The organism is Tabrizicola thermarum (genome assembly GCF_003574395.1).
Lineage (GTDB): Bacteria > Pseudomonadota > Alphaproteobacteria > Rhodobacterales > Rhodobacteraceae > Tabrizicola > Tabrizicola thermarum.
The window spans coordinates 133,755-157,679 of record NZ_QMJY01000083.1 but is presented as its reverse complement, the minus strand read 5'-3'; the positions used below and the strand labels follow the sequence as shown (position 1 = coordinate 157,679).

Genomic DNA, 23,925 nt, shown 5'->3' with positions numbered 1-23,925 from the left:
CGTTCAAAGCCGCGGTGCGAGATGTGCGATCAACCGGGGCAGGGCGGCATGATCGTCGAAGATCAGCTTTGCGGAAAGATCTTCGGGTGCGGTCCTTCGGTAGCCCCGGGTGAACAGTGCCAGGGGCACATCGGCAGCGCGCGCGGTCTCTGCGTCGACTTCGCTGTCGCCGATGAAAATCGTCTGGCGCGGGCCAAGCGCAGATATCGCGCTCAGCAAAGGGGCCGGATCGGGTTTGCGCCGGGGCAGGGTGTCTCCGCCGACGACGACGGTGAAGAATTTCTCCAACCCGAAATGCCGCAACACGGCATGGGTCGGCCCCTCGGGCTTGTTGGTGCAGATCGCCAGGTGATGCCCTGCCGCGGCAAGATCGGAAACCGCTGTAGATACGCCAGGATAAAGTGCCGTCAGATCAAAGGCTTCTTCGTAGAGCCTGACAAAGTTGCCGACAAGTTCCGCTTGCAGATCGGCGTCATGCGTCAGCCCCTTGAAAGCCAGAAGCCGGTCGAACAGGACTTCGACACCATTGCCGATGAAACCTCGCACGGTTTCCTGAGAAAAGCCAGACAACCCTTTGGCAGCAAACACGGAATTCACAGCCGCATGAATCTGCGGCGCACTGTCGATCAGCGTGCCGTCAAGGTCGAACACAAGGTTCAGCGCGTCAGCCAATCGCGGCCTCGGCGGCAGCCCGGATCGACCGGATGTTTTCGCCATAGGCGGCGGGCTGATCCGCGGACCCGCCAGAGAACACCGCGTTGCCTGCCACCAGCACGTTCGCCCCAGCCTTGGTGACCAGAGGCGCCGTCTTCGCCGAAATCCCGCCGTCGATCTCGATATGGACCGGACGGTCGCCGATCATCTGCCGCAGTCGCGCGATCTTGTCGACCTGGCTGGCGATGAAGCCCTGACCGCCGAACCCAGGATTGACCGTCATCACGCAGACCAGGCCCACCATGTCCAGAAGTTCGGCCACGGCCTCGACAGGGGTTCCGGGATTGATGGCAACGCCTGGAGTTTTGCCCATGGATTGAATGGCTTGCAGGCTCCGGTGAATGTGCGGGCCTGCCTCGACATGCACCGTGATGTTGTCCGCGCCAGCCTTGGCATAAGCCTCCAGATAGGCATCGACAGGCGAGATCATCAGGTGGACATCCATCACGCCCTTGATATGCGGCCGCAGCGCCGCGCACATCGCCGGGCCGAAGGTTAGGTTCGGCACGAAATGGCCGTCCATCACATCGACATGCACCCAATCCGCGCCCATGGCCTCGACCGCGCGACATTCTGCGCCGAAGTTCGCAAAATCCGCCGCCAGGATGGACGGGGCGATCTTGATGGTGCGGTCGAACATCGGCAGGCTCCTTGCGGCGTCCTTGCCTCATATCCCGGCCAAACCGGGCTTTCCAGAAGCCATTACATTACATAATATTGATTATGCGATTACCAGACTTGGCCAGGTGCCCCTCTCTCCTGCAAATGAAAATGGCCCGGACAGATGCCCGGGCCACCCTGCACTGCTTGCGTCGGGATCAGCCGACCAGTTCGAGGCCCGAGAAGAAGAACGCGATTTCGCGCGCGGCCGAAGCCTCGCTGTCCGACCCGTGGACCGAGTTCTCGCCCTTGGACAGCGCAAATTCCTTGCGGATCGTGCCCTCGGCTGCGGCGGCCGGATCGGTCGCGCCCATCACCTCGCGGTTCTTCGCGATAGCACCTTCGCCTTCCAGCACCTGCACCACGACCGGCGCCGAGGCCATGAAGGCACAAAGCTCGCCGTAGAAGCCGCGCTCCCTGTGCTCGGCATAGAATTCGCCGGCCTGGGCGGGCGTCAGGTGGATGCGCTTGGACGCCACGACGCGCAGGCCGGCATCCTCGAACTTGGCAATGATCTTGCCGGTCAGGTTGCGCTTGGTGGCATCGGGCTTGATGATCGACAGGGTACGTTCAACGGCCATTTGGCTCTCCAGAAATGTGCGGCTTTGCGCCGGAATGGGACGCCGGGCTGCTACCACGCCCGCGCCGCATTGAAAAGGTGCAGCGGCATTGACCTTGGCCAGAGGTTCAGGCACTTCCCCGCCCATGCTGAAGATCGAGGACATCACATACAACGTCGAAGGCCGTCCCCTGTTCGAGGGCGCCTCCGCGACGATTCCCACCGGGCACAAGGTGGGCCTCGTGGGCCGCAACGGCGCGGGGAAAACCACGCTCTTCCGGCTGATCCGCGGGGAGCTGGCGCTGGAGGGCGGCTCGATCACCCTGCCCCAGCGCGCCCGGATCGGTGGCGTGGCGCAAGAGGTGCCGTCCTCGGACACCTCGCTTCTCGACACGGTCCTTGCCGCCGACACCGAACGCGCGGCCCTGATGGCCGAGGCGGAAACCGCCCGGGATCCCCACCGGATCGCCGAGATCCAGGCCCGCCTTGCCGACATCGACGCCTGGTCGGCCGAAGGCCGCGCGGCCAGCATTCTCAAGGGCCTGGGCTTTGACGCTGAACAACAACTCATGCCCTGCTCGGCCTTTTCGGGTGGCTGGCGGATGCGGGTGGCGCTGGCGGGTGTCCTCTTTGCCCAGCCCGACTACCTCCTGCTGGACGAGCCGACCAACTACCTCGACCTTGAGGGCGCGCTCTGGCTGGAAAGCTACCTGCAGAAATACCCCCACACCGTCCTCATCATCAGCCACGACCGCGGCCTTCTGAACCGCGCGGTCCAGGGCATCCTGCATCTCGACAACCGCAAGCTCACCTATTGGCAAGGCGGCTACGACCAGTTCGCCCGCCAGATGGCCGAACGCCGCGCGGTCCTGCAAGCCGAGGCGAAGAAGGTCGAGGCGCGGCGGGCGCATCTGCAAAGCTTCGTCGACCGTTTCAAGGCCAAGGCGTCCAAGGCTGTGCAGGCGCAGTCCCGCGTGAAGATGCTGGAAAAGCTGACCCCGATCACCGCGCCAGAGGACGCAAAGAAGGTCGTCTTCACCTTCCCCAAGCCCGAGGTACTCGCCCCGCCGATCATCAACCTCGACGGCGCGGCGGTGGGCTATGGCGGCCCGCCGGTGTTGAAACGGCTGAACCTGCGCATCGACCAGGACGACCGGATCGCGCTTCTGGGCCGGAACGGCGAAGGAAAATCCACGCTTGCCAAACTATTGGCGGGAAAACTTCAACCGTCCGAGGGCAAGCTGGCGCGCTCCTCCAAGCTGCGGATCGGCTATTTCGCCCAGCACCAGGTGGATGAGCTGCACCTTGACGAAACGCCGCTCCAGCACGTCATGCGCCTGCGTCCGGCAGAAGCGCAGCCGAAACTGCGCGCGCGGCTCGCGGGCTTCGGGCTGATGGCCGATCAGGCCGACACGGTCGTCGCCCGCCTGTCGGGTGGCCAGAAGGCGCGGCTCTCGCTCCTGCTCGCCACCATCGACGCGCCGCACCTCCTGATCCTCGACGAACCGACGAACCACCTCGACATCGAAAGCCGCGAGGCGCTGGTCGAGGCGCTGACCGAGTATCCCGGCGCGGTGATCCTCGTTTCCCACGACATGCATCTTCTGGGTCTGGTGGCCGACCGTCTGTGGCTGGTCAAGGGCGGCGCGGTGACCCCCTACACCGAGGACCTGGAAGCCTATCGCCGCCAGCTTCTGGCCGGGGACGACGAGGTGAAAGCCCCCGCGCAACCCGTTGTGAAACCGAAGAAAGCCAGCCGGGACGAGATCAGCGCCCTGAAGGCCGAGGTCCGCAGATGCGAGGAGCGGCTGGCCAAGCTGAACGACATGCGGGACAAGCTGGCCAGAAAACTGGCCGACCCGGACCTCTACGAGGATGCCCGCAAGGGCGAACTCGCCACTTGGAACGCCAAGTATGCCGAGGTGATGCAGGCGCTGGACAGGGCCGAGGCGCTGTGGCTGGAGGCGCAAGAGAGACTCGAGGCTGTGGCCTGACTTTCGGACCGGCTCTGCGATCGCGCAGGTTCCGCTTCCCAAACCCGGAACAGCCGGGCTAGCCTTGCGGAAAAGGACCCGCTATGCCCGAAACCGCCTTCCTCATCACCGCCTTTGCCACGCTGTTCGTCGTGATCGACCCGCCGGGTCTGGTGCCGCTGTTCATCGCGCTCACCCGCGGCATGGGGCCGGAAAGACGCCGGGCGATGGCGCGGCGGGCCTGCATCATTGCGGCCTGCCTGCTTCTGCTGTTCGGGCTCGCCGGCGAGGCGATCCTGACCTTCATCGGCATCTCGATGCCCGCCTTCCGCATCGCGGGCGGGATCCTTCTGTTCCTGACCGCGCTCGACATGCTCTTCGAACGCCGCACCCAGCGGCGCGAGGGGCAACTGGCCGAACCCGACCACGACCCCTCGGTCTTCCCTCTCGCCACCCCGCTGATCGCCGGGCCGGGGGCGATCGCCTCGGTCATCCTGCTGGTCGGACAGGCGGGACCGGGCTGGGCGGGGACGCTCTGGGTGCTCGGGCTGATGGTCGTGATGATCGCCGTGACCTATGCCTTCCTCCTCGCCTCGCCGCCCTTGGAGCGGATGCTGGGCCGGACCGGGACCATCGTCATCACCCGGCTGCTGGGGATGCTTCTGGCTGCGCTGTCGGTCCAGTTCGTGATCGACGGGGTCAAGGGCACCGGCCTGATCGGCTGACCTTCCCAAGCCGCCCCCCTGCCCCCATATCTGCCGGAACCGGAGGTGCGGATGGACGGAGACACACTGGCCCGCGCGGGCTATCTGGCGCTTATCCTGGTCGCGTTGGGCGGCTGGGTGATGGTCGAGTTCCGGGAACGGATCGGCCAGGCGCTGCGGATGGCCCTGGCCTGGGGGCTGATCGTCATCGGCATCATGGCCGGTTACGGGCTGTGGAGCGACATCCGCCGCGATGTGATGCCGATGCAGGAGGTCGTCGCGGACGGCGTGGTCGAGGTTCCGCGCGCGCAGGACGGGCATTACTATCTGACGCTGAAGATCGACGGCAGGCCCGTCCCGTTCATGGTCGACACCGGGGCTTCGGGCATGGTGCTGGCGGGACGCGATGCCGAGGCGCTGGGGATCGACCTTCAGACCCTGCGCTTTCTGGGAGAGGCGAACACTGCGAACGGGGTCGTGCGGACCGCGCGGGTCACGCTGGATCGGGTCGAACTGGGCCCGTTCACGAATGACCGCTTTCAGGCCTTCGTGACCGAGGGGGCGCTGGACCAGTCGCTGCTGGGGATGGATTATCTGGGGCAGTTCCGCATGGAATTCGCCGGTGGAAAGCTGATCCTGAGGCAGTAGATGCCGGGTCTGCCCACGCGTGGGCAGATTTTCCCGACCAATGTTTTCAATGCCTTGGTCGTGGATGTTAACGTTTTCGAAAGGTTCGCCCGCTCGGCCTCAAGTCGAGCTCAGCAGTCCCTGCACGGTGTTGGTCAGATCGCTGAGCGAGAAAGGTTTCGGCAGGAAGACCGAGTTCGGCACCCGCGCCTGATCCTCGGCCAGGCCGTCGTCGGCATAGCCTGACATGAAGACCACCTTCACCCCCGGCCGGTCGAGATGCGCCCGGCGCACCCAGGCCGGGCCGTCCATGCCCGGCATCACCACATCGGTGACGAACAGGTCGATGTGCAAGTTCTTGTCTTCCAGCTTTGCCAGTGCCTCTTCCGCACTCGCCGCCTCCAGCACCGTATAGCCACGCAGGGTCAGCGCACGGCTGGCAAAGGCACGGACCGAGGCTTCATCCTCGACCAGAAGCACCACGCCCTCGCCCTTGCGCGCGGCCACGCGCTTGGGCTCGCTGGGCAGAGAGCCGTCGGCATCACCTTCGTATACCGGGAAATACAAGGAGAACGTGGTCCCCTGCCCCAGTACGGAATCGACGAAGATGAAGCCGCCCGACTGTTTCATGATGCCATAGGCCATCGACAGGCCCAGCCCGGTGCCTTCGCCGATGCGCTTGGTGGTGAAGAAGGGCTCGAAGATCTGGCGCAGCTGGTGTTCGGGAATGCCGATGCCATGGTCCACCACGCGGATCACGGTGTAATCCCCGGCGGGCACTGTGGCCCGGTCGCGCTTGAGGTCTTCGGCCAGCGTTACCGGCTCGGTCTCGATCCGCACGTCGCCGCCATCGGGCATTGCGTCGCGCGCATTGACCACGAGGTTGATGAGCACCTGTTCGATCTGCCGCTTGTCGGCGCGAATGCGACCCAGGGGACGGTTGCCCTCGCGCCCCAGATGCGCCAGCGACAGATCGACCTTTTCCACCATCAGGCGGTTCAGAAGGTGGATCAGATCGGCCAGCAGATCCTCAAGATCCAGCACTTCCGGGTTCAGGGTCTGCTTGCGCGAAAAGGCCAGAAGCTGGCCCACCAGAGAGGCCGCGCGGTTGGCGTTCTGCCGGATCTGCTCCAGATCCGCAAAGTCGATGTCCTCGCGGCCGTGGCGCATCAACAACAGGTCGCAATGGCCTGAAATTGCAGTCAGAAGATTGTTGAAGTCATGCGCGATGCCGCCCGCCAGCTGACCGATCGCCTGCATCTTCTGGCTTTGGACGAACTGCGCCTCCAGCGTCTTCAGACGGGTCGCGTCGTTCAGGATCGCCAGCGCGCCGAGCCGGCCGTTTTCGACATAGCGGCGAAGCGTGATCTGAAGAAAACGCTCGGGCTCGCCCCTCTGGCGGAGGACTTCCGACCCGCCCGGATGCCGCCCCGCGGTGACATCGGCCAGCCATTCCGACACCGGCCGCCCCAGGCCCTCGAACAGGTCGTGGAACATCGCGGCCCGCGCATCGCCGTTCCACATCAGCTCGCGCGCGGCCAGGTTCGCCGACCGCATCGCCCCATCCGGGCCAAAGGTCATGATCGCGACCGGCACGTCCTCCAGATCGGCGCCGACGGTCACCACCGGCGCGCGCTCACCCGGTGCGGGCAGCGGCAGATCGGAGGCCAGCGGCAGATCCTCGGCCCGCCAGTAGTAATGCTCGGCATCGGCCCGATGGACCGACAGCCGCAGGGCCGAACCGTGACCGGGAAGATCCTCACGCGCCGCGCCTTCGGCCTCGGCCCGGCGTTGCAGACGCTGCAAGAGTTCACCCGGGTTGAGGGCGGTCTTGCCCAGTGCGGCCTGAAGCGAATGGGCATCGGCCCCGAAGCGCGTCTCGGCTGCCTGGTTGCGCAGGATCATCTGCCCGGCCCTGTCGGTCAGAAAGCAGGGCACCGGATCGTCGGCCATCAGGTGAAAGGCCAGATGACTGTCGCGTTCGGCCCTGCGCAGGCTGATCCTGTTCCAGGCGATCAGGGCAAGCGTCAGCGCCAGAAGGGCAAGCCCCACGAAGGCGGCGTAGGGCCCGCCCTCGCGCCAGAGGGCGGCACCCAGAAGGATCAGCGCCAGTCCGAAACCCGCCAGGGCAAGGAGGGACCCTTTCTGCATCTGCGGAGACACAGCCAACAACGACAAAGCCTTACCTGCCTCAAATCTGCCTGCCCGCGACCGGGATGCCGCGCAGCATGTCTGCAAGCGGTTAAGGGATCATTAACCGAGACAATGGACACGTCTAGGTTGCAGGTGGAAATTCAGTTTCCACGAAGAAGCGAAAGATGGAATCCGTCACCGCCCTGCAACGGTGTGAAGGTCTGCTCGCGCTCCAGCCGGAAGCCGGGATGGCGATCCAGGAAGGCGCGGACCTGATCCTGGTTCTCGGCCCGCAGAAGCGAGCAGGTGACATAGGCCAGCGCGCCCTTGCTGCGCAGCAGGGGGGCCACGCGGTCGAGGATCCGGCCTTGCGTCTTGCGAAGGCTGTCAAGCAGGTCCGGCGTCAGGCGCCACTTGCCCTCGGGGTCGCGGCGCCAGCTGCCCGACCCCGAACAGGGCGCATCGACCAGGATCAGGTCATAGGGCCCGGTCGTTTCGGGCCGGTCGGTCAGGGTGATCCGCACCCCGGCCCGACGGGCGCGGTCGGGCAGGTCGGCCATCCGGCGCGGGGCGGCATCGTGGGCAAGCAGGCGCAGCCTTGCCCGCGCGGCCATCGCCAGGGTCTTGCCGCCCCCGCCCGCGCAATGGTCCAGCACCGTCATCCCGTCCGCCAGCGGCAGCGCCTCGACCACGGCCTGCGAGGAGGCATCCTGCAACTCCACCAACCCGTCGCGGTAGGCGGCCGATGTCTGCACCTTGCGGGCGTTCTCCACCACCTCCAGCGCCGTCGCGGCGAGGGGATGCGGCCTTGTCACGATGCCTTCCGCCGCCAGCGCCGCCCGGGCAGAGGCGAGATTGGCCTTGCGCAGGTTGACCCGCAGGAAGACCGGCGCGCGCTGCCGAAGCGCCTGCGCCACCGCTTCCAGATCGGGGCCAAGGCTGTCGCGCAGCTGGGGGAGCAGCCAGGACGGCAGGTCCAGCGCCTCGTCCGCGTCGGGGGGACGGCCGGTCTCTGCGGGACCGGGAGGCGGTGGCGCGTGGCCCTCGCCGTTGAAAAGCGTCGCTTGCCCCGTGGCGCGCGCCAGCCCCAGGATCAGCCCGCGCCCGGTCAGTCCGCCGCCCAAGGCCGCCGCCGACCGGCGCTGGCGCAGGGCCTGGAACACCAGGTCCCGCACCGCCGCCCGGTCGCCCGACCCGGCATAGCGGTTCGACCGGCCCCAGTTGGTCAGCGCCTTCTCGGCGGGCTCTCCCGCAAGGACGCGGTCCAGCACGGCGATGGCGGCCGCAGCGCGCGCGCCGGGGGTCACTACATCACCCGGTAATTCGGGCTTTCGCGGGTGATCTGCACGTCATGGACATGGGATTCCTTCAGCCCCGCCCCGGTGATCCGCACGAACTGGCACTTCGTCCGCATCTCGGCCACCGTCGCGCAGCCGGTATAGCCCATCGCCGCCCGCAGGCCGCCGACCATCTGGTGGATCACCGCCGCGGCCGAGCCCTTGTAGGGCACCTGCCCCTCGATCCCCTCGGGCACCAGCTTGTCGCTGGCCGCATCCTTCTGGAAATAGCGGTCCGCCGAGCCCCGCGCCATCGCGCCAAGGCTGCCCATCCCGCGATAGGCCTTGAACGACCGCCCGTTCCACAGGATGACCTCGCCGGGGCTTTCGTCCGTCCCGGCAATCGCCGACCCGACCATGGCGCAAGAGGCCCCCGCCGCGATCGCCTTGGCGAAATCGCCGGAATACTTGATGCCGCCGTCCGCGATCACCGGGATGTCCCCGGCCGCCCGGGCCGCATCCATGATCGCCGTCAGCTGCGGCACGCCCACGCCCGCGACGATCCGCGTGGTGCAGATCGACCCCGGCCCGATCCCCACCTTCACCGCATCCGCCCCCGCGCCGATCAGCGCCCGCGTCGCCTCGGCCGTGGCCACGTTCCCGGCCACGACCTGCACCGTGTTCGACAACCGCTTGATCCGCTCCACAGCCTTCGCCACGCCCTCGCTGTGCCCATGCGCCGTGTCGATCACCACCAGGTCCACGCCCGCGTCGATCAGCGCCTGGCTGCGTTCGAACCCCGCATCGCCCACGGTCGAGGCCGCCGCCACCCGCAGCCGCCCCATCTCGTCCTTGCAGGCGTTGGGGTTCAGCACCGACTTCTCGGTGTCCTTCAGGGTCAGAAGTCCGGTCAGCTTGCCCTGCCCGTCCGTGACCAGAAGCTTCTCGATCCGCCGCGCCTTCATCAGGGAAATCGCCTCGGCCCGGTCCACCGGCTCGCGCAGGATCGCCAGGTTCTCGCTGGTCATCATCACCCGCACCGGCGTCCTGTCGTCGGAGGCAAAGCGCATGTCGCGGTTGGTCACGATGCCCAGCACCCGGCCCGCCTCGTCCACCACCGGAAAGCCGGTGATCGAATAGCGCTCCATCAGCACCTTGGCATCGGCCAGCGTCTGGTCGGGCGTGAGGGTGATCGGCTGATAGACCACCCCGCTTTCGAACCGCTTCACCCGGCGCACCTCGCGCGCCTGCGCCTCGGGGTCGAGGTTGCGGTGGATCACCCCGATCCCGCCCGCCTGCGCCATGGCAATCGCCATCCGGCCCTCGGTCACCGTATCCATCGCCGAGGACAGAAGCGGGATGTTCATCCGGATCGCCTTGGTGACGAAGGTCGAGGTATCCGCATCCGAGGGCAGGACGCTGGATGCCGCGGGCACCAGAAGCACGTCGTCAAAGGTGAGAGCCTCACGAATCTCCATAGGCGAACCCTCCGGGAGTTGGCGTCGTTTGGCGGTTCCCCTTTTCACGGGGCCGCAGGCTTTGCAAGAGCCAATCCGCCCCCGGATCGCCCCTTGCCCCCGCCCGACACACATGCAGATTTGCGGCAAAGCCGAAGGACACCAGATGCGCGTCGCCATTGTCGAGAACACCCGGATCACCCACCACGGTCAGGTCGGCGTTGCGCTGCATGAACAGGCGGCGCTGATCGACCTTTACAAGCCCTGGTCCGGCCAACCCCTGCCCCGCAGCGTCGATGCCGATGCGCTGATCGTCTTCGGCGGCGAGCAATCCGCGCGCGACGATCACACCCATCCCTACCTGCCCGACCTCGCCCGCCTGATGGCGGATTATACTGCGATGGACCGCCCGGTTCTGGGCATCTGCCTCGGCAGCCAGCTTCTGGCCCGGGCCTTCGGGGCCGAGAACCAGCTGGGAACCGCGCCCGAATTCGGCTGGGTCGATGTCAGCCTGACAGAGGCGGGCCGCGCCGATCCGGTCCTGTCGCAGGTGCCGGAAACGTTCCCGATCTTCCAGTGGCACTCGGACACCTTCACCCTGCCCGAGGGCGCAGTCCACCTTGCCCAAAGCCCCACCGCGCGCCATCAGGCCTTCCGCATCGGCCGCGCGACCTATGGCACGCAGTTCCATTTCGAGGCCAGCCGATCCGTCGTGCGCGATTGGATCGCGTCCTTCCCCGAGGTGATCGACCGGATGCTGCCCGGCTGGACCGCGAGCCACCCCGAGCTTGCCGCAACCCGTGGCATCGAGGCCGATGCGCATGGCCTCGCCCTCGCCCGCGCCTGGGTCGGATTGATCTAGGCCTCGGCGGCGTTGGTTCTGGCGGCCAGCCGCCCGCCCGGCCACAGGCTCAGCACCTGCCAGGCGATCCAGGGGATCACCCCCAGCGCCAGCAGCAGAAGCCCCTGCCCCACCCAGGCGAGCGCCCCGACCTGTTGCATCAGCGCTGTCGCGGCGGCGGCCATCGGAAAGGTGAAGGCCCCCAAAAGCGGCGAAAACCCGGATTCCGTGATCCAGCGCAACGAGGCCAGCAGGGCCAGAAGGATCGCCAGCGCCAGAAGCCCGAAGCCTGCAGAAAGCAAGGGCAGTCCGGTCAGGGCCGCGGTGGAGGCGAACAGGCTTGCCGGGGCCAGATGGATCGCCAGCATCGGGCGCAGGGGGGCGGGCGGCACCCGTCGCGCCAGTTGCGCAAGGCTGATACCCCAGATCGCCAGCGCAACCGGAAGCGTCAGAAAGAGCAGGCCGCGCGCCAGTTCGTCCAGGCCCAGCATCGCCGCCGGAGGAGCCGCGACGATGAAGCCCACAAAGGTCATGTGCCAACCCGGATTGATCTGTCGCGCCTCGGCCGGAAGCCCGAGGAGGACCCGCACTGTCAGAACGGCCAGCGCTGCGTGCAGCGCGATCATCAGCAACAGCAGCGGGACCGCGAGCTTGGGCACAAAGACCCCAAGATGCCCGGCGGCAACCATGCCCCCCATGGTCGCCGCCGCCAGACCGGCGCGCGCGGGCATGACTTTAAGATCATCCGCTATCACACTGATCCGTCGCACGATCTTGACGCTGTAGGCAAGGACCGCAAAGGCCCAGACCGGCACGGCAAGTCCCGCTGCGAGGTCGGCGATCTCTTGCCCCGTGCCCCACTGCGCCGCCGCCATCCGCAGCGCCGTGGCCAACCCCAGAAGGCCCAGAATCACCGGAAATACCGCGGGCGGGGTCCTGGCGAACAGCGCGACCTTGCGCGGTGGAAATTCGGGCGGCGGATACAGTTTCGGGCGGTGCCGGACCGGGTGTTCAGCCATTGAAAGTCTCCCTCTGCGCGAAGCTGACAGGAGCCCGGCTCGATTGTCGACCCGCCCCGATGTCGCACGGGACCGCTTCGACAGACCGTGGCGCGCGGCGCCTGGTATATACAACGTGCGATGACGGCATGTATCCATAGATGTATCTACAGATCAGAAAGCATTTCTGGATCAATGGCCTGACGCCTTTCATTCACGTCCCGATCGGCCATATCTTCGGGAACCAGTCGGGCCGCAGCCGCTGCCCGGCCCGCATCCCATGTCCGGGAAAGGGCGGCGAAGTCGGTCCCGGCCGTTCCACATACCGCGCATCGTCGCCGACAAGCCGCAGCGAGAAGGCCCGCCGCCGGTTCGCCGTCGTGTTCCCCCGCGCGCCATGCAGGGTGCGGAAGTGGAAGGCCACCGCGTCGCCGGGCTCCATCTCCCATTCCAGGATGCGCATCCCCTCGGCCTCGGGGTCGGGCACGGGCATGTAGTCGTCGTCGCCGGGATAGAAGTTGGTCTCGGACATCCAGCGCGTCGGCAGCACGTCCCTGGGCCAGAGGTGGCTGCCCGCGACACAGCGCAGCGAGGCCTCCCTGACCGGGTCCAGCGGCGACCAGAAGCTGACGGTCTGGCGGCCTTCGACAAAGTAATAGGGGCCGTCGGTGTGCCAGGGGGTGGGCTTGGTGGTGCCGGGCTCCTTGACCAGGACATGGTCGTGGAACAGTTGCACCGTGTCCGACCGCATCAGCTGCGCCGCAACCTCGGCTGCCGGCGACTGCCGGATCACCGCCGCGAATTCGGGCACCTTCTGCCAGTTGCAATAGTCGTCGAAGAAATACCCCGGCTCTCCGGGTTTCAGCGTCGCCATCTGGTGCGTCGGGTTGGCCATGTTCCGCGCGATCCCGGCGCGCAGCATCTCGACCCAGTCGGCCCAGAGCCCGCGGATCAGCACGACCCCGTCGCGCTGATAGGCCTCGACCATGTCCTCTGTCACCGTGACCATGCGGCATCTCCCCTTTGCCGCCACCCTGCCCCGCACGACCGTCTAGGGCAAGACCAGGCAGGTCGCCCCCAACCGGTGCAGCGCCGCCCCCGTTCCCAGCTTGAACCGCGCAAGGCCCGGCGCGCGGTCTGTATCTACAGACCCAAGGTCCAGCCACTGCACCCCTTCCGCCTGCAAGGCGCCCGCCGCCGTCATCAGCATCACCGAATGCACACCCTGTTGCCGCGCGGCCTCGGAGGCCCAGCCGAGGTGGTATGTGGCCGAGCCGCCATGCCGGACAAAGGCCATCGCGGCCCTGATTTCCCCGTCATGCCGCCACTCCCACAGCCGCAGCGCCTCAGCGGGCAGCGCCCGCGTAAAACCGGGAGGCAGACAGCGATAGCCGCGCCTGCGGCGCTGCACCGCTTCCTCGCCGATGAGCTTCTCCAGTGTGGCGGGCGTGCCCATTGTGACATCCACGCCCGCCCGCAGCGCCGCCATCAGCCTGTTGCGCCATTTCCCGGCCAGTCCGGCGCGCAGATCAGGCCCCAGCCGCCAGATCGCGTGATGCATCGGCGTGACCAGCGGTATCAGGCCGAAGCCTGTCACAGGCACCTCGGGCGTGGCAATCGTCACTCCCGGCCAATGCGCCAGTTGCCGCATGGCGCGGCGCTGGTCGTTCGGCGAGAGGTCTCTGCCAAAGACCGGCCCGCGCGACACCAGCCGCAGCCGCCCGCGTTCGATCGCCAGCGCCCGGCCCCCGTCCAGATCGACCCATGCCGCCCGCGCGCCATTCGCCCCGGCCGCCACCGCATAGGGCAGGCTTTGCTGGAACGGCAGGAATCCCTCGAATCCGTCGCAGTTCGTCATGCCGCCATTAACCGAACAGAAAGCTTACACGCGGTTAACTGGAGCCATGAAACGGGTCTCGCTCAAACGTTCCCCTGCCCCCACACCCCGGATGACACTCTGGGTTCCCGTGGTGCTCAGCGGCGGGCTCAGCCTGTTCTGGCTGGGCATTCTGGCGCTGACGCGGATCTAGCCCCAGCTCCGGCGCCTTAGGCTTTGACGCATCGGCAGGCTGTGGCTATGGTCCCAGCATCCAAACCGCATTGAGTGCCCCGCCCGATGAACCTGAAGGATCTTGCCCAGAGGCTCGGCCTGTCGCCGACCACGGTGTCCCGTGCGCTGAACGGCTATCCCGAGGTGAACGAGGCGACGCGCGAACGTGTCATCGCGGCGGCGAAAGAGCACAACTATCACCCGAACACCCGTGCGATCCGGCTGGCGACAGGCCGGGCCATGGCGGTGGGCCATGTGATCGCCATCGCCAACCGGCATGAGATCGTGAACCCGGTCTTTGCCGATTTCATCGCCGGTGCGGGCGAAACCTACAGCCGCAACGACTATGACATGGTCCTGTCGGTCGTCCCCGACGAAGAGGAAGCGCAGACCTACCGTGCGATGAAGGTGAAGGGCAATGTCGACGGCGTCATCGTCCACGGCCCGCGCGAGAACGACCCCCGCATTCCCCTCTTGCGCGAGGTCGGCCTGCCCTTCGTGGTCCATGGCCGCGCCACCGGGGCGACGGAGGACTATTCCTGGCTGGACGTGAACAACCGCCGCGCCTTCCAGCGCGCGACCGAACATCTGCTGGACCTCGGCCACCGGCGCATCGCGCTGGTCAACGGGCTGGAGTTCATGGATTTCGCGATCCGCCGCCGCCGGGGCTATGTGGACGCGCTGGCTGCGCGGCAGATCGCGCCGGATCCCGCGCTCATGGCCTCGGACGAGATGACCGAGGTCGCCGGCTTCCGCGCCGCCCATACCATGCTCGACCTTCCCGATCCGCCCACCGCTTTCGTTGCCGCTTCGATGCTCTCGGGCATGGGCGTCCGCCGCGCGGTCGAAGGGGCGGGCCTGAAACTTGGCCGCGACGTGTCGGTCATCATCTTCGACGACGACCTCAGCTACATGAAGAACGGCGAGGACCGGCCGATCTTCACCGCAATGCGCTCTTCGGTGCGCGAGGCCGGGCGGCTTGTGGCCGAAATGCTGCTGGCACGGATCGCCAATCCCGCTGCGGGCGAGGTCCAGCGCCTGCTCGAGGCCGAGCTGGTCGAGGGCATGTCCACCGGACCGGCTCCGCAGCGCTGACCGGCCCGAACCGCTTTGAACCCTCTGGCGCGCCCGGCGCTTTCGCCCTATCACGCAGCAGCCTCTTGAACGACGGACCTGCCCGATGACCCTCGCGATCCTTGCCGATATCGGTGGCACCAACACGCGCGTTGCGCTGGCCGACGGCGCCAGCGTCCGGCACGACTCGATCCGCCGCTATCCGAACGCCGAGTATCGGGCCCGCGGCCAGGACATCGCCCATGTGCTGCGCGATTATCTGGATGCAACGGGGGCCAGCGTTTCGGGGGTCTGCGTGGCCGCTGCCGGGCCGGTGCAGGACGGGGTCGCCACGATGACCAATCTCGACTGGGTGATGGATGCCGGAAAGCTGACAGCCGCGACCGGCGCGTGCAAGGTGGCGATCCTGAACGATCTTCAGGCGCAGGGACATGCGCTTGGCCATATCCCGGCCGCCAACCTGCGCAGGGTCATCGAGGGGCCGGTCAAGGCGGGTGGGTCCATGCTGGTTGTGGGCCTTGGCACCGGGGTCAACGCCGCCCCCGTGCATCCCGGGCCGCAGGGCCGGGTCGTGCCGCCCTCGGAATGTGGCCATGTGAACATGCCGGTGCGAACCGAAGAGGACGTCCAGCTTGCCCGTTTCGTGCAGGCGCGGCTTCGGGCCGAGGGCGAAGTCCCCCATGCCGGGGTCGAGGAAGTGCTTGCCGGCCGCGGGCTGGCGAACCTGCACGCCTTTGCCGCCCAGGCCGCGGGCCATCCCTCAAAGATGACCTCGGCCCAGGTCCTGACCGCGCTTGAGGCGGGCGACCCCATCGCCGCCCATGCCGCGCGCCTGTATATACACATCCTCGGTCAGATGCTGGGTGATCTCGCGCTGATCCACCTGCCCTATGGCGGCATCTTCCTGATCGGCGGCATGTCCCGCGCGATGACGCCCTATTTCGATGGCTTCGGCCTGCAAACCTCGTTCCGCGAGGCGCGGCGAGTCGATCTTCTGCTCAAGGATTTCGCGGTCACCGTGGTCGAGGACGACTACGCCGCCCTGACCGGCTGTGCGGCCTATCTGCACAATGCCGCGTAAGACTTTTGCCTGAAAGGCCTATCCCAGAACCTGCCTGATGAATTGCAACGCCGCGCCCAGGCCATCGGGGGCGATGCCGTGGCCGGTGCCCTGCATCACATGGCCATAGGTCTGGAACCCCGCCGCCACCAGCGCATCGCCCGCCCGGGCCATGTCGTCGAATGGCACCACCGGATCCTGGTCGCCATGGATCAACAGCACCGGCGGCTTGACTCGCGCCTCTTCCGCCAGCGCCTCGGGTCGCAGCAGCCTGCCCGAGATCGCCACCACCCCGGCCACCGCCTGATCCCGGCGCGGGGCGACATGCAGGCTCATCATCGCGCCCTGGCTGAAGCCGACCAGCACCAGCCGGTCCGGCGTCAGCCCCTCTTCGGCCAGCCGTGCATCAAGAAACGCGTTCAAGTCCTTGACCGAGGCTGCCATTCCGGCCTCCGCCGCGGCTTGCGACGAGCCGTCAAGCCACGGGATCGGAAACCACTGATAGCCGAAGCCGCCACCGATGCAGCGTTCCGGCGCGTCCGGGGCGACAAAGGCCGCGTCCTTCAGATGCGGGGCCAGCACATCGGCCAGACCCAGCAGATCGGCCCCGTCGGCGCCATAGCCATGCAGGAAGACGATCAGCGACCGCGCCCTGCCCTGTGCCACACCCTTCCGGCCGAACCGCAATTCCCGCATCAGATCACCCCGTCCCGTTCCTTCGCCACGCGGTAGTAGGCCCAAAGAATGCGCGCCGCAACCGACCGCCAGGGCGACCAGGCCTCGGCCATCCCTCGCAGCGCCTTGTCCGAGGGCCGCGCCTCCAGCCCGAACAGCATCCGCGTGGCCTCCTGCAAGGCCAGATCGCCCGGCGCAAAGACATCGGCCCGCCCCAAGGCGAACATCGCGTAGATCTCGGCCGTCCAGACTCCGATCCCCGGCACCGCGACCAGCGCCTTCACCACGTCCGAATCAGGAACATCGCGCAACTCATTGAAATCAATGCCAGCCTGCGCCAAGGCCCGCCCATAGCGCGCCTTCTGGCGGCTCAGGCCAGCCGCCCGCAGCTCCTCATCAGACGCCGCCGCCATCGCCTCGGCCTCGGTCAGGCCCATCGCCTCAAGCCGCGCCCAGATCGCCCGGGCACTGGCGACCGAGACCTGCTGACCCACAATGGCGCGCAGCAGGGCCGCAAAGCCATCCGGCTCGCGGCGCAGCGGCAAGGGGTCCACCAGTGTCAGAGCATGGGCAAAGCGCGGCTCGCGCGCGGCCAGCCAATCCGCCCCTTCGGCCACGCAGTCCAGCGTCTGGATGATCCGTCCCACCATGCCCGCAGCCTTGCATCCGCACGCGCCAGCCGCAACTCCCCGCAAAACGCACCTTGCCGCCACCCTGCCCGAGGTCTACGCCTTGGCGCATGAGCACCGACTCCCTCGCCCGCCGCAACGTTCTGGTCCTTGTCGCCGCCCAGGCCGTGCTGGGCGCGCAGCTGCCGATGATCTTCACCATCGCCGGGCTGGCGGGGTCCTCGCTTGCGCCCAACGCCTGCTGGGCGACGCTGCCGATCACGATGATGGTCATCGGCTCGATGCTGACCGCCACCCCGCTGTCGATGCTGATGCAGCGGTTCGGTCGCCGCGCCGGATTCTTCTTCGGCGCAGGCGGCGGGGCGCTTGGCGCGGCGATCGGCGCCTGGGGCCTGTCCACAGGCAGCTTCCTGACCTTCTGCATCGGCGCGGTCTTCTCGGGTATATACATGTCGGCGAACGGCTTTTACCGCTTTGCCGCTGTAGATACAGCGTCCGAGGCCTTCCGGCCCAAGGCGATCAGCTGGGTGATGGCGGGGGGCCTCCTCTCGGCCGTCTTCGGCCCGCAACTGGTGAAACTGACCGCGGACGAGATGGCCGTGCCCTTCCTCGGCTCCTACCTTACGGTGATCGGCCTGAACCTTGTCGGCTCGCTCCTCTTCCTTGCGCTTGACATCCCGAAGCCGAAGCCCCCGGTCGCCGGCAGCCCGCTTGGCCGCTCCCGGGCCGAGCTTCTGCGCAACCCGACGATCCTGGTGGCGATGATCTGCGCCACGGTCTCCTACGCGCTGATGAACCTGGTGATGACATCGTCGCCGCTGGCGGTGGTCGGCTGCGGCTTCGACAAGGGCGATGCGGCGGATGTGGTCACCGCCCATGTCCTTGCGATGTATGCGCCAAGCTTCTTCACCGGCCACCTGATCGCCCGTTTCGGCACCGAAAGAATCATCGCGCTTGGCCTGACCATCCTTGCTGCCGCCGGGGCCGTCGCCATGGCCGGCGTGCAGCTGGAAAACTTCTTCATCGCCCTGATCCTTCTGGGCCTCGGCTGGAACTTCGGCTTCATCGGCGCCACGACCATGCTGACCGCCGCGCAGCGCCCCGAGGAGCGCGGCCGCTTGCAGGGCCTGAACGACCTTGTCGTCTTCGGCGGGGTGACGCTGGCCTCGTTCTCGTCGGGCGGGCTGATGAACTGTTCGGGCGGGTCGGTGCAGGCGGGCTGGCAGATGGTCAACCTGGCCATGCTGCCCTTCCTGGTGCTGGCGGGCGGGGCGCTGATCTGGCTGTGGCTGCGCCCCGAGGCGCGCCGGGCCTGAGCTACCAGCGCCCGGTCAGCGCCTGCCGCAACAGCCGCCAGCGGCGCTGGAACTCCGAGAGCCGCACGTCGCAACGTCCCGTCGCAACCATCTGACGCAACAGGCTTTCCGCCTGCCAGCCCGCCAGCAGCGCCGGAGCGATGTCCTTCGGCACCAGCCTGCGGGCCTGCCGCGCCGTGGCCAGTCTGTCCAGGGCCAGACGGGCGAGGTCCCGGGCCGTCGTGCCCGGCGGCAAGGGCTGGCGGCCGCGCGCCTCCAGCTCGGGCACGGCCTGCAGATAGGCCGCCGCCGCCGCCGCCCAGCCATAGGCCCGCAGCGCATATTCCGCGCCGTCCGGCGCCCCAAGCGCGCGACCGGCCAGCCACATCAGCCCGGCCCCGGTTGCATCGAGGTAATCGGACAGCCCGGCAATCCCGTCGTGCGGGTCGCGGGTGATGTCCCAGCGCCGCGCCGCGATCAGCGCATCCAGCACCTCGATCGGCAGGCCGAAGTCGCGGATCAGATCGTGCAGCGGCCCCGCCACCTCATGCGCGCGCGCCGCCCCGGACTGGGCATTCTCCACCACGTCGCGCCACCATTGCAGCCGCATCTCGGCGATCAGCGGTTCCGCCGTGACCCAGGGCGCGCGCGCAACTTCCAGGTTGAAGGCATACAGCGGGAAAAGCTGCTCGCGCACCCGGGGCGGCGCAGCCATCACCGCCAGAAAACGGTCGGGATCGCCCCGCCGCACCAGCTCGGCACAGGCCTCTACGCTCATTTCGGCGCCCCGAAATCGCGGATCAGCTTCCACTGGATCGCGTCCAAGAGCGCCTCGAAACTGGCGTCGATGATGTTGGCGCTGACGCCCACGGTGGACCAGCGGTGGCCCTGCCCGTCCTCGCTGTCGATGATGACGCGCGTCACGGCTTCCGTTCCGCCATTGGTGATGCGGACCTTGAAATCGACCAGTTTCATGTCGTCGATGCAGGCCTGATAGGGCCCGAGGTCCTTTGCCAGAGCCTTTGCCAGCGCATTCACCGGCCCGCGGTCGTGGCCGTCCTCGTCCATGCTGTCCGACACCGACATCATCTTGCGGTCGCCGATCTTGACCACCACCACCGCCTCGGAAAGCGAGATCATCCGGTCATACCTGTTCTTCCGCCGCTCCACCGTGACCCGATAGCGCTTGACCTCGAAGAACTCCGGGCAGAGCCCCAGCTCGCGCCGCGCCACCAGCTCGAAACTGGCCTGCGCGCCGTCATAGGCATAGCCCTGATCCTCGCGCGCCTTGATGACCTCGATGATCCGGCCCAGACGGGGGTCCTTCGGATCGATCTCGATCCCCGCCGCCGCCAGCCGCGCGCGCAGGTTCGACAGGCCCGCCTGGTTCGACATCGGGATGATGCGTTCGTTGCCGACCAGCGCAGGGTCGATGTGTTCGTAGGTCGAGGGGTCCTTCAGGATGGCACTCGCATGCAGCCCCGCCTTGTGCGCGAAGGCCGAGGCGCCGACGTAAGGCGCCGACCGCAGCGGCACGCGGTTCAGGATGTCGTCCAGCATCCGGCTGGTCTTCAGCAGGCCCGCCAGAGCCTGTTGCGTGACCCCGGTCTCGAAGCGGCTGGCATAGGGTTCCTTCAGCAGCAGCGTCGGGATCAGCGTGGTCAGGTTCGCATTGCCGCAGCGTTCTCCCAGCCCGTTCAGCGTGCCCTGGATCTGCCGCGCCCCGGCCTCGACCGCGGCCAGCGAATTGGCGACGGCGTTTCCGGTGTCGTCGTGGCAATGGATGCCCAGCCTGTCGCCCGGGATTCCGGCGGCGATCACTTCGCCGGTGATGCGGCCGACTTCGGCAGGCAGCGTGCCGCCGTTGGTGTCGCACAGCACGATCCAGCGGGCACCCGCGTCCAGCGCGGCCCGCAGGCAGGACAGCGCGTAGTCGGGGTTGGCGCGGTAGCCGTCGAAGAAGTGTTCGGCATCGAACAGCGCCTCGCGCCCTTTCGCGACCAGATGCCGGATCGAGGCCGCGATGGCCTCGCGGTTCTCCTCCAGCGTCACGCCAAGCGCGGTGGTGACGTGGAAATCATGCGTCTTGCCGACCAGGCAGACCGCCGGCGTGCCCGCGTTCAGGACGGCGGCGAGGACGTCGTCGTTCTCGGCCGACCGGCCGACGCGGCGGGTCATGCCGAAGGCGGTGAGGGTGGCGCGCGTCGGCGGGGGGCTTGCGAAGAACTCGCTGTCGGTGGGGTTGGCACCCGGCCAGCCGCCCTCGATGTAATCGACGCCCAGAGCATCCAGCGCCCCGGCGATCTGCGCCTTCTCGGCGGTGGAAAACTGCACACCCTGCGTCTGCTGCCCGTCGCGCAGCGTGGTGTCGAAGAGGTAAAGGCGTTCGCGGGTCATTCGTGCAGTCCCCTGACCCCGCCCCGGACCCGATCCGGGAGCCCGCCCCGGACCTGATCCGGGGCCTCTCGGGTCGGCTGGAGGTCCCGGGTCAGGCCCGGGACGGGTATCCCACGGGTCACTGGAGCGCCTCCAGTTTGGCCGGGTCGAAGTCGGGGCCTGGGACGAGTTCGACACCTTCTTTCGACATGCGCACTTCGACGCCAGCGGCGGTCAGAGCGGATTTGAGGGCGTCGACGGCGGTGAAGTCTTTGGTGGTCATTGCGCCGGTTCGCGCCAAAGCAAGCCTCGCGGTCAAAACTTGTAATGCTCGCGCCGAGGAACTCGGCAGTTGTTCGGCCCGCCCCTGCAGCGCGAAGCCGAGGAGGTTGAGTGCCCCAGCGACCTCATGGTCACTCCGATAGTTCACCAGTAGTGCCATCGCACCGGCAGTATTCAGATCATCTGCAATGCAAGCGACAAAATCGTCGGGTGCTTTTGCACCAACATGCAGATCGGGTGATTTGATGCGTGCCCGCAACTTGGCCAGCGTCGCCTCCGCCTGCCGCGCCTTCCCCGCCGTCCAGTCCATCGGACTGCGGTAATGCGTCATGAGGAACACGAACCGGATCACCTCGCCCGGTATCCCCTGATCCAGCAGATCCCGCACCGTGAAGAAGTTGCCCAGAGACTTGGACATCTTCTTTCCCTCGACCTGCAACATCTCGTTGTGCAGCCAGTAACGCGCGAAATCCCCGTGCGGATGGGCGCAGGCGCTTTGCGCGATCTCATTCTCGTGGTGGGGAAACTGCAGGTCCAGCCCGCCGCCGTGGATATCGAAGCTCTCGCCCAGCAGCTCATGCGCCATGGCGCTGCATTCGATGTGCCAGCCCGGACGCCCCCGGCCCCAGGGGCTGTCCCAGCCCGGCTCTTGCCCGCTTGACGGCTTCCACAGCACGAAGTCCATCGGGTATTCCTTGAAGGGCGCGACCTCGACCCGCGCGCCCGCGATCATGTCGTCGACCGAGCGGCCTGACAGCTTGCCATAGTCCTTGTAGGACCGGACGCGGAAGAGGACGTGGCCGGACGCCTCGTAGGCGTGGCCCTTGTCGATCAATCCTTGCGTCATCGCGATCATCTGGCCGATGAACTCGGTCGCGCGGGGCTCGTGGTTCGGCCGCAGCGCCCCGAGGGCGTCCATGTCGGCGTGATACCAGGCGATGGTCTCCTCGGTGCGCTGGCGGATCAGCTCCTCCAGCGTGCCGGGGGCGCCTGCCCGCTGGCGCCGCAACGCCTCGGCGTTGATCTTGTCGTCCACGTCGGTGAAGTTGCGCACGTAGGTCACATGCTCGGCCCCGTAGACGTGCCGCAGCAGGCGGAACAGAGTGTCGAACACCACCACCGGGCGGGCGTTGCCCAGATGCGCGCGGTCATAGACCGTGGGGCCGCAGACATACATCCGCACATTCGACGGGTCGATCGGCCGGAACTCTTCCTTCTTCCGGGTCTTCGAATTGGTCAGGCGGATCGTCACCATGTCAGTCCCTTTGGCACGCGGCATCCCGCGCGGGGTGGCTGTTCAATCCGTTTGGGGGAATGACGAAGCACCCGCGCGACCGAAGTCAGCGGGTAATGCAGCAGATGCGGATGTTGCGCAATGTCGTCATGGGTGGGACAATTACATCGGAACCCGCCAGCCGCCAAGGGAAATCCGCCATGCAGGACCGCACCTTCGTCAACGCCTTCTGCGCCGGGTTTCCGGGGGCCGAGGTCAGCCAGCCCTTCGGCCCCGACCACGACTGCTGGAAGGTGGGCGGCAAGATGTTCGCCATCATCGGCCAACGGGGAGACGGCGTCTCGGTCAAGACCGACCACGTTGAAACAGCCCGCCTCTTGATCGAGACGGGTCGAGCGATCCGCGCGCCTTACCTGCACGCCTCCTGGGCGCGGATCCCCTTCGGCCAGGTGGCGGACGCCGAACTGCGCGAGCGCATCGCCACCTCCTACGCGCTGATCCGCGTGGGCCTGCCGAAGAAGGTGCAGGCCGCGCTGGACCAAGGCGCCGTCAGTTCCCCTGACGGCTGAATTCGCCCCGGTTGTCGGGACCCAGCGCCAGCCAGCCCGCCACCGTCGCCGCGACATGGTTCGAGATCATCGACTTCTGCGTGATCCCCTTGCGCCGCGCCTCGCGCATCCGCGCGCCGGACCAGGCCGGGGTCTCGGCGCGGATCTTCGTGGGCGGGACCAGAACCTCGCCCGTGCGGGCATCGGTGACCTGAGCGATGAAATCGACGTTGTGCACGCCCCAGTCGGAATTGGCCCGCTCGGCCTCGAAGGTCAGGGCGTGGAACCGGGTGACGGTCACGCTGATGACCACCGGGCGGCGGCCGCGCAGACCCTGTGCCCCGCGCAGGACTGCGTTCTGGATGATCGTTCCGACCTGCTGATAGCGGTCGCCCATCGGATCCTCGCGCCAGACGATGTCGGCATTGGGCAGAAGCGTCTTCGCCTCGGACACCGACAGGCTGCGCGGCACATCGACGCGCACTTCGGCCAGACGCCAGTTGCGCGTCACTTCCGGCGACAGGCGCGCATACTCGGTCTTGAAGGTGCCCCCGCCGACGCAGGCGGTCAGGGCGAAGGCAGAAATGCCCAACAGGGCGGCACGGCGGGACAGCGACATTCGGGCCTCTCGGGAAGTCTGGTGACAGTCTTGCGACCATTCCCTTAACGACTGGTAATGGCCGGAAAAAGGAGCCTCTGTGTCGGGATCGCGGTCGCCCCTTGCCGTTTCGGCGACAAGATGCCCATTAGCAGCGGAAA

24 protein-coding genes are annotated in these 23,925 nt (G+C 67.2%); 9 read left to right on the top strand and 15 right to left on the bottom strand.

Translation table 11 applies throughout. The features are described from left to right. Positions 1-3: 3 nt before the first annotated feature. From gph to ndk, 3 genes are all read right to left on the bottom strand, one after another. Entirely contained in the window at positions 4-672 is a 669-nt protein-coding gene (gph, locus tag D5084_RS17080; RefSeq protein ID WP_238382691.1) for a phosphoglycolate phosphatase, read from the bottom strand. Beyond that, a complete protein-coding gene (gene rpe / locus D5084_RS17075) occupies positions 665-1,354 on the bottom strand; it encodes a ribulose-phosphate 3-epimerase (RefSeq protein ID WP_128516716.1) in 690 nt (229 codons plus the stop codon). Before rpe ends, gph begins: the two co-directional genes overlap by 8 nt. A gap of 178 nt (positions 1,355-1,532) precedes the next feature. Beyond that, positions 1,533-1,955 carry a nucleoside-diphosphate kinase gene (ndk, locus tag D5084_RS17070; RefSeq protein ID WP_128516715.1) on the bottom strand — a complete coding sequence of 141 codons (423 nt, stop codon included), beginning with the start codon at positions 1,953-1,955 and terminating at the stop codon, positions 1,533-1,535. Between the two features lie 124 nt (positions 1,956-2,079). Between ndk and D5084_RS17065 the strand changes: the two genes are divergently transcribed. From D5084_RS17065 to D5084_RS17055, 3 genes are all read left to right on the top strand, one after another. Beyond that, on the top strand, positions 2,080-3,927 hold the full coding sequence (locus tag D5084_RS17065) for an ABC-F family ATP-binding cassette domain-containing protein (RefSeq protein ID WP_128516714.1): 1,848 nt from the start codon (positions 2,080-2,082) through the stop codon (positions 3,925-3,927). Between the two features lie 83 nt (positions 3,928-4,010). After that, complete coding sequence (locus tag D5084_RS17060; RefSeq protein WP_128516713.1) at positions 4,011-4,631, top strand: MarC family protein; 621 nt, start codon at positions 4,011-4,013, stop codon at positions 4,629-4,631. Between the two features lie 51 nt (positions 4,632-4,682). Continuing rightward, entirely contained in the window at positions 4,683-5,258 is a 576-nt protein-coding gene (locus tag D5084_RS17055; RefSeq protein WP_128516712.1) for a retropepsin-like aspartic protease family protein, read from the top strand. A 99-nt stretch (positions 5,259-5,357) separates the two neighbouring features. On the opposite strand, the gene D5084_RS17050 is transcribed toward D5084_RS17055, so the two are convergent. From D5084_RS17050 to guaB, 3 genes are all read right to left on the bottom strand, one after another. After that, complete coding sequence (locus D5084_RS17050; RefSeq protein ID WP_128516711.1) at positions 5,358-7,388, bottom strand: hybrid sensor histidine kinase/response regulator; 2,031 nt, start codon at positions 7,386-7,388, stop codon at positions 5,358-5,360. A 143-nt stretch (positions 7,389-7,531) separates the two neighbouring features. Beyond that, positions 7,532-8,677: an RsmB/NOP family class I SAM-dependent RNA methyltransferase gene (locus D5084_RS17045; RefSeq protein WP_128516710.1), complete on the bottom strand. Its 1,146-nt coding sequence runs from the start codon at positions 8,675-8,677 to the stop codon at positions 7,532-7,534. Beyond that, on the bottom strand, positions 8,677-10,125 hold the full coding sequence (gene guaB, locus D5084_RS17040; RefSeq protein WP_128516709.1) for an IMP dehydrogenase: 1,449 nt from the start codon (positions 10,123-10,125) through the stop codon (positions 8,677-8,679). The genes D5084_RS17045 and guaB overlap by 1 nt, the downstream gene beginning before the upstream one ends. 145 nt (positions 10,126-10,270) lie before the next feature. Between guaB and D5084_RS17035 the strand changes: the two genes are divergently transcribed. Beyond that, positions 10,271-10,966, top strand: coding sequence for a type 1 glutamine amidotransferase (locus D5084_RS17035; protein ID WP_128516708.1), 696 nt, complete (start codon positions 10,271-10,273; stop codon positions 10,964-10,966). On the opposite strand, the gene D5084_RS17030 is transcribed toward D5084_RS17035, so the two are convergent. The 3 genes from D5084_RS17030 to D5084_RS17020 form a co-directional block, all read right to left on the bottom strand. Next, positions 10,963-11,964 (bottom strand): TDT family transporter, encoded by a 1,002-nt coding sequence (locus D5084_RS17030; protein WP_128516707.1) that lies wholly within the window; start codon positions 11,962-11,964, stop codon positions 10,963-10,965. The two genes, D5084_RS17035 and D5084_RS17030, sit on opposite strands and share 4 nt — an antisense overlap. A gap of 193 nt (positions 11,965-12,157) precedes the next feature. After that, complete coding sequence (locus tag D5084_RS17025; RefSeq protein ID WP_128516706.1) at positions 12,158-12,952, bottom strand: phytanoyl-CoA dioxygenase family protein; 795 nt, start codon at positions 12,950-12,952, stop codon at positions 12,158-12,160. 42 nt (positions 12,953-12,994) lie between these two features. Then, a complete protein-coding gene (locus D5084_RS17020) occupies positions 12,995-13,801 on the bottom strand; it encodes a GNAT family N-acetyltransferase (protein WP_128516705.1) in 807 nt (268 codons plus the stop codon). 46 nt (positions 13,802-13,847) lie between these two features. Here D5084_RS17020 and D5084_RS18905 point away from each other — a divergent pair, with 46 nt between their 5' ends. The 3 genes from D5084_RS18905 (at position 13,848) to D5084_RS17010 (ending at position 16,148) form a co-directional block, all read left to right on the top strand. Next, on the top strand, positions 13,848-13,973 hold the full coding sequence (locus tag D5084_RS18905) for a hypothetical protein (protein ID WP_262373687.1): 126 nt from the start codon (positions 13,848-13,850) through the stop codon (positions 13,971-13,973). An 86-nt stretch (positions 13,974-14,059) separates the two neighbouring features. Further along, positions 14,060-15,088 (top strand): LacI family DNA-binding transcriptional regulator, encoded by a 1,029-nt coding sequence (locus tag D5084_RS17015; protein WP_128516704.1) that lies wholly within the window; start codon positions 14,060-14,062, stop codon positions 15,086-15,088. An 85-nt stretch (positions 15,089-15,173) separates the two neighbouring features. Further along, on the top strand, positions 15,174-16,148 hold the full coding sequence (locus D5084_RS17010) for a glucokinase (RefSeq protein ID WP_128516703.1): 975 nt from the start codon (positions 15,174-15,176) through the stop codon (positions 16,146-16,148). A gap of 18 nt (positions 16,149-16,166) precedes the next feature. Here D5084_RS17010 and D5084_RS17005 read toward each other — a convergent pair whose 3' ends face one another. Together D5084_RS17005 and D5084_RS17000 are read right to left on the bottom strand one after the other, a co-directional pair. Then, positions 16,167-16,826 (bottom strand): alpha/beta hydrolase, encoded by a 660-nt coding sequence (locus tag D5084_RS17005; protein ID WP_128516925.1) that lies wholly within the window; start codon positions 16,824-16,826, stop codon positions 16,167-16,169. Then, the gene (locus D5084_RS17000; RefSeq protein WP_128516702.1) at positions 16,823-17,452 is read right to left on the bottom strand and encodes a DNA-3-methyladenine glycosylase family protein; all 630 of its coding nucleotides are present in this window, start codon (positions 17,450-17,452) and stop codon (positions 16,823-16,825) included. The genes D5084_RS17005 and D5084_RS17000 overlap by 4 nt, the downstream gene beginning before the upstream one ends. Before the next feature lie 89 nt (positions 17,453-17,541). Between D5084_RS17000 and D5084_RS16995 the strand changes: the two genes are divergently transcribed. Then, entirely contained in the window at positions 17,542-18,747 is a 1,206-nt protein-coding gene (locus tag D5084_RS16995; protein WP_128516701.1) for an MFS transporter, read from the top strand. A 1-nt stretch (position 18,748) separates the two neighbouring features. Here the strand turns inward: D5084_RS16995 and D5084_RS16990 are convergent, their stop codons facing one another. From D5084_RS16990 to cysS, 3 genes are all read right to left on the bottom strand, one after another. Beyond that, positions 18,749-19,504 (bottom strand): phytoene/squalene synthase family protein, encoded by a 756-nt coding sequence (locus D5084_RS16990; protein ID WP_128516700.1) that lies wholly within the window; start codon positions 19,502-19,504, stop codon positions 18,749-18,751. Continuing rightward, complete coding sequence (gene cimA, locus D5084_RS16985) at positions 19,501-21,123, bottom strand: citramalate synthase (RefSeq protein WP_128516699.1); 1,623 nt, start codon at positions 21,121-21,123, stop codon at positions 19,501-19,503. The genes D5084_RS16990 and cimA overlap by 4 nt, the downstream gene beginning before the upstream one ends. Positions 21,124-21,241: 118 nt before the next feature. Continuing rightward, the gene (cysS, locus tag D5084_RS16980; protein ID WP_128516698.1) at positions 21,242-22,639 is read right to left on the bottom strand and encodes a cysteine--tRNA ligase; all 1,398 of its coding nucleotides are present in this window, start codon (positions 22,637-22,639) and stop codon (positions 21,242-21,244) included. Between the two features lie 179 nt (positions 22,640-22,818). On the opposite strand from cysS, the gene D5084_RS16975 reads away from it, so the two are divergent. Continuing rightward, entirely contained in the window at positions 22,819-23,187 is a 369-nt protein-coding gene (locus D5084_RS16975; RefSeq protein ID WP_128516697.1) for an MmcQ/YjbR family DNA-binding protein, read from the top strand. Here D5084_RS16975 and D5084_RS16970 read toward each other — a convergent pair. Beyond that, on the bottom strand, positions 23,168-23,785 hold the full coding sequence (locus D5084_RS16970; protein WP_128516696.1) for a DUF6778 family protein: 618 nt from the start codon (positions 23,783-23,785) through the stop codon (positions 23,168-23,170). The genes D5084_RS16975 and D5084_RS16970 overlap by 20 nt on opposite strands. Positions 23,786-23,925 lie beyond the last annotated feature (140 nt).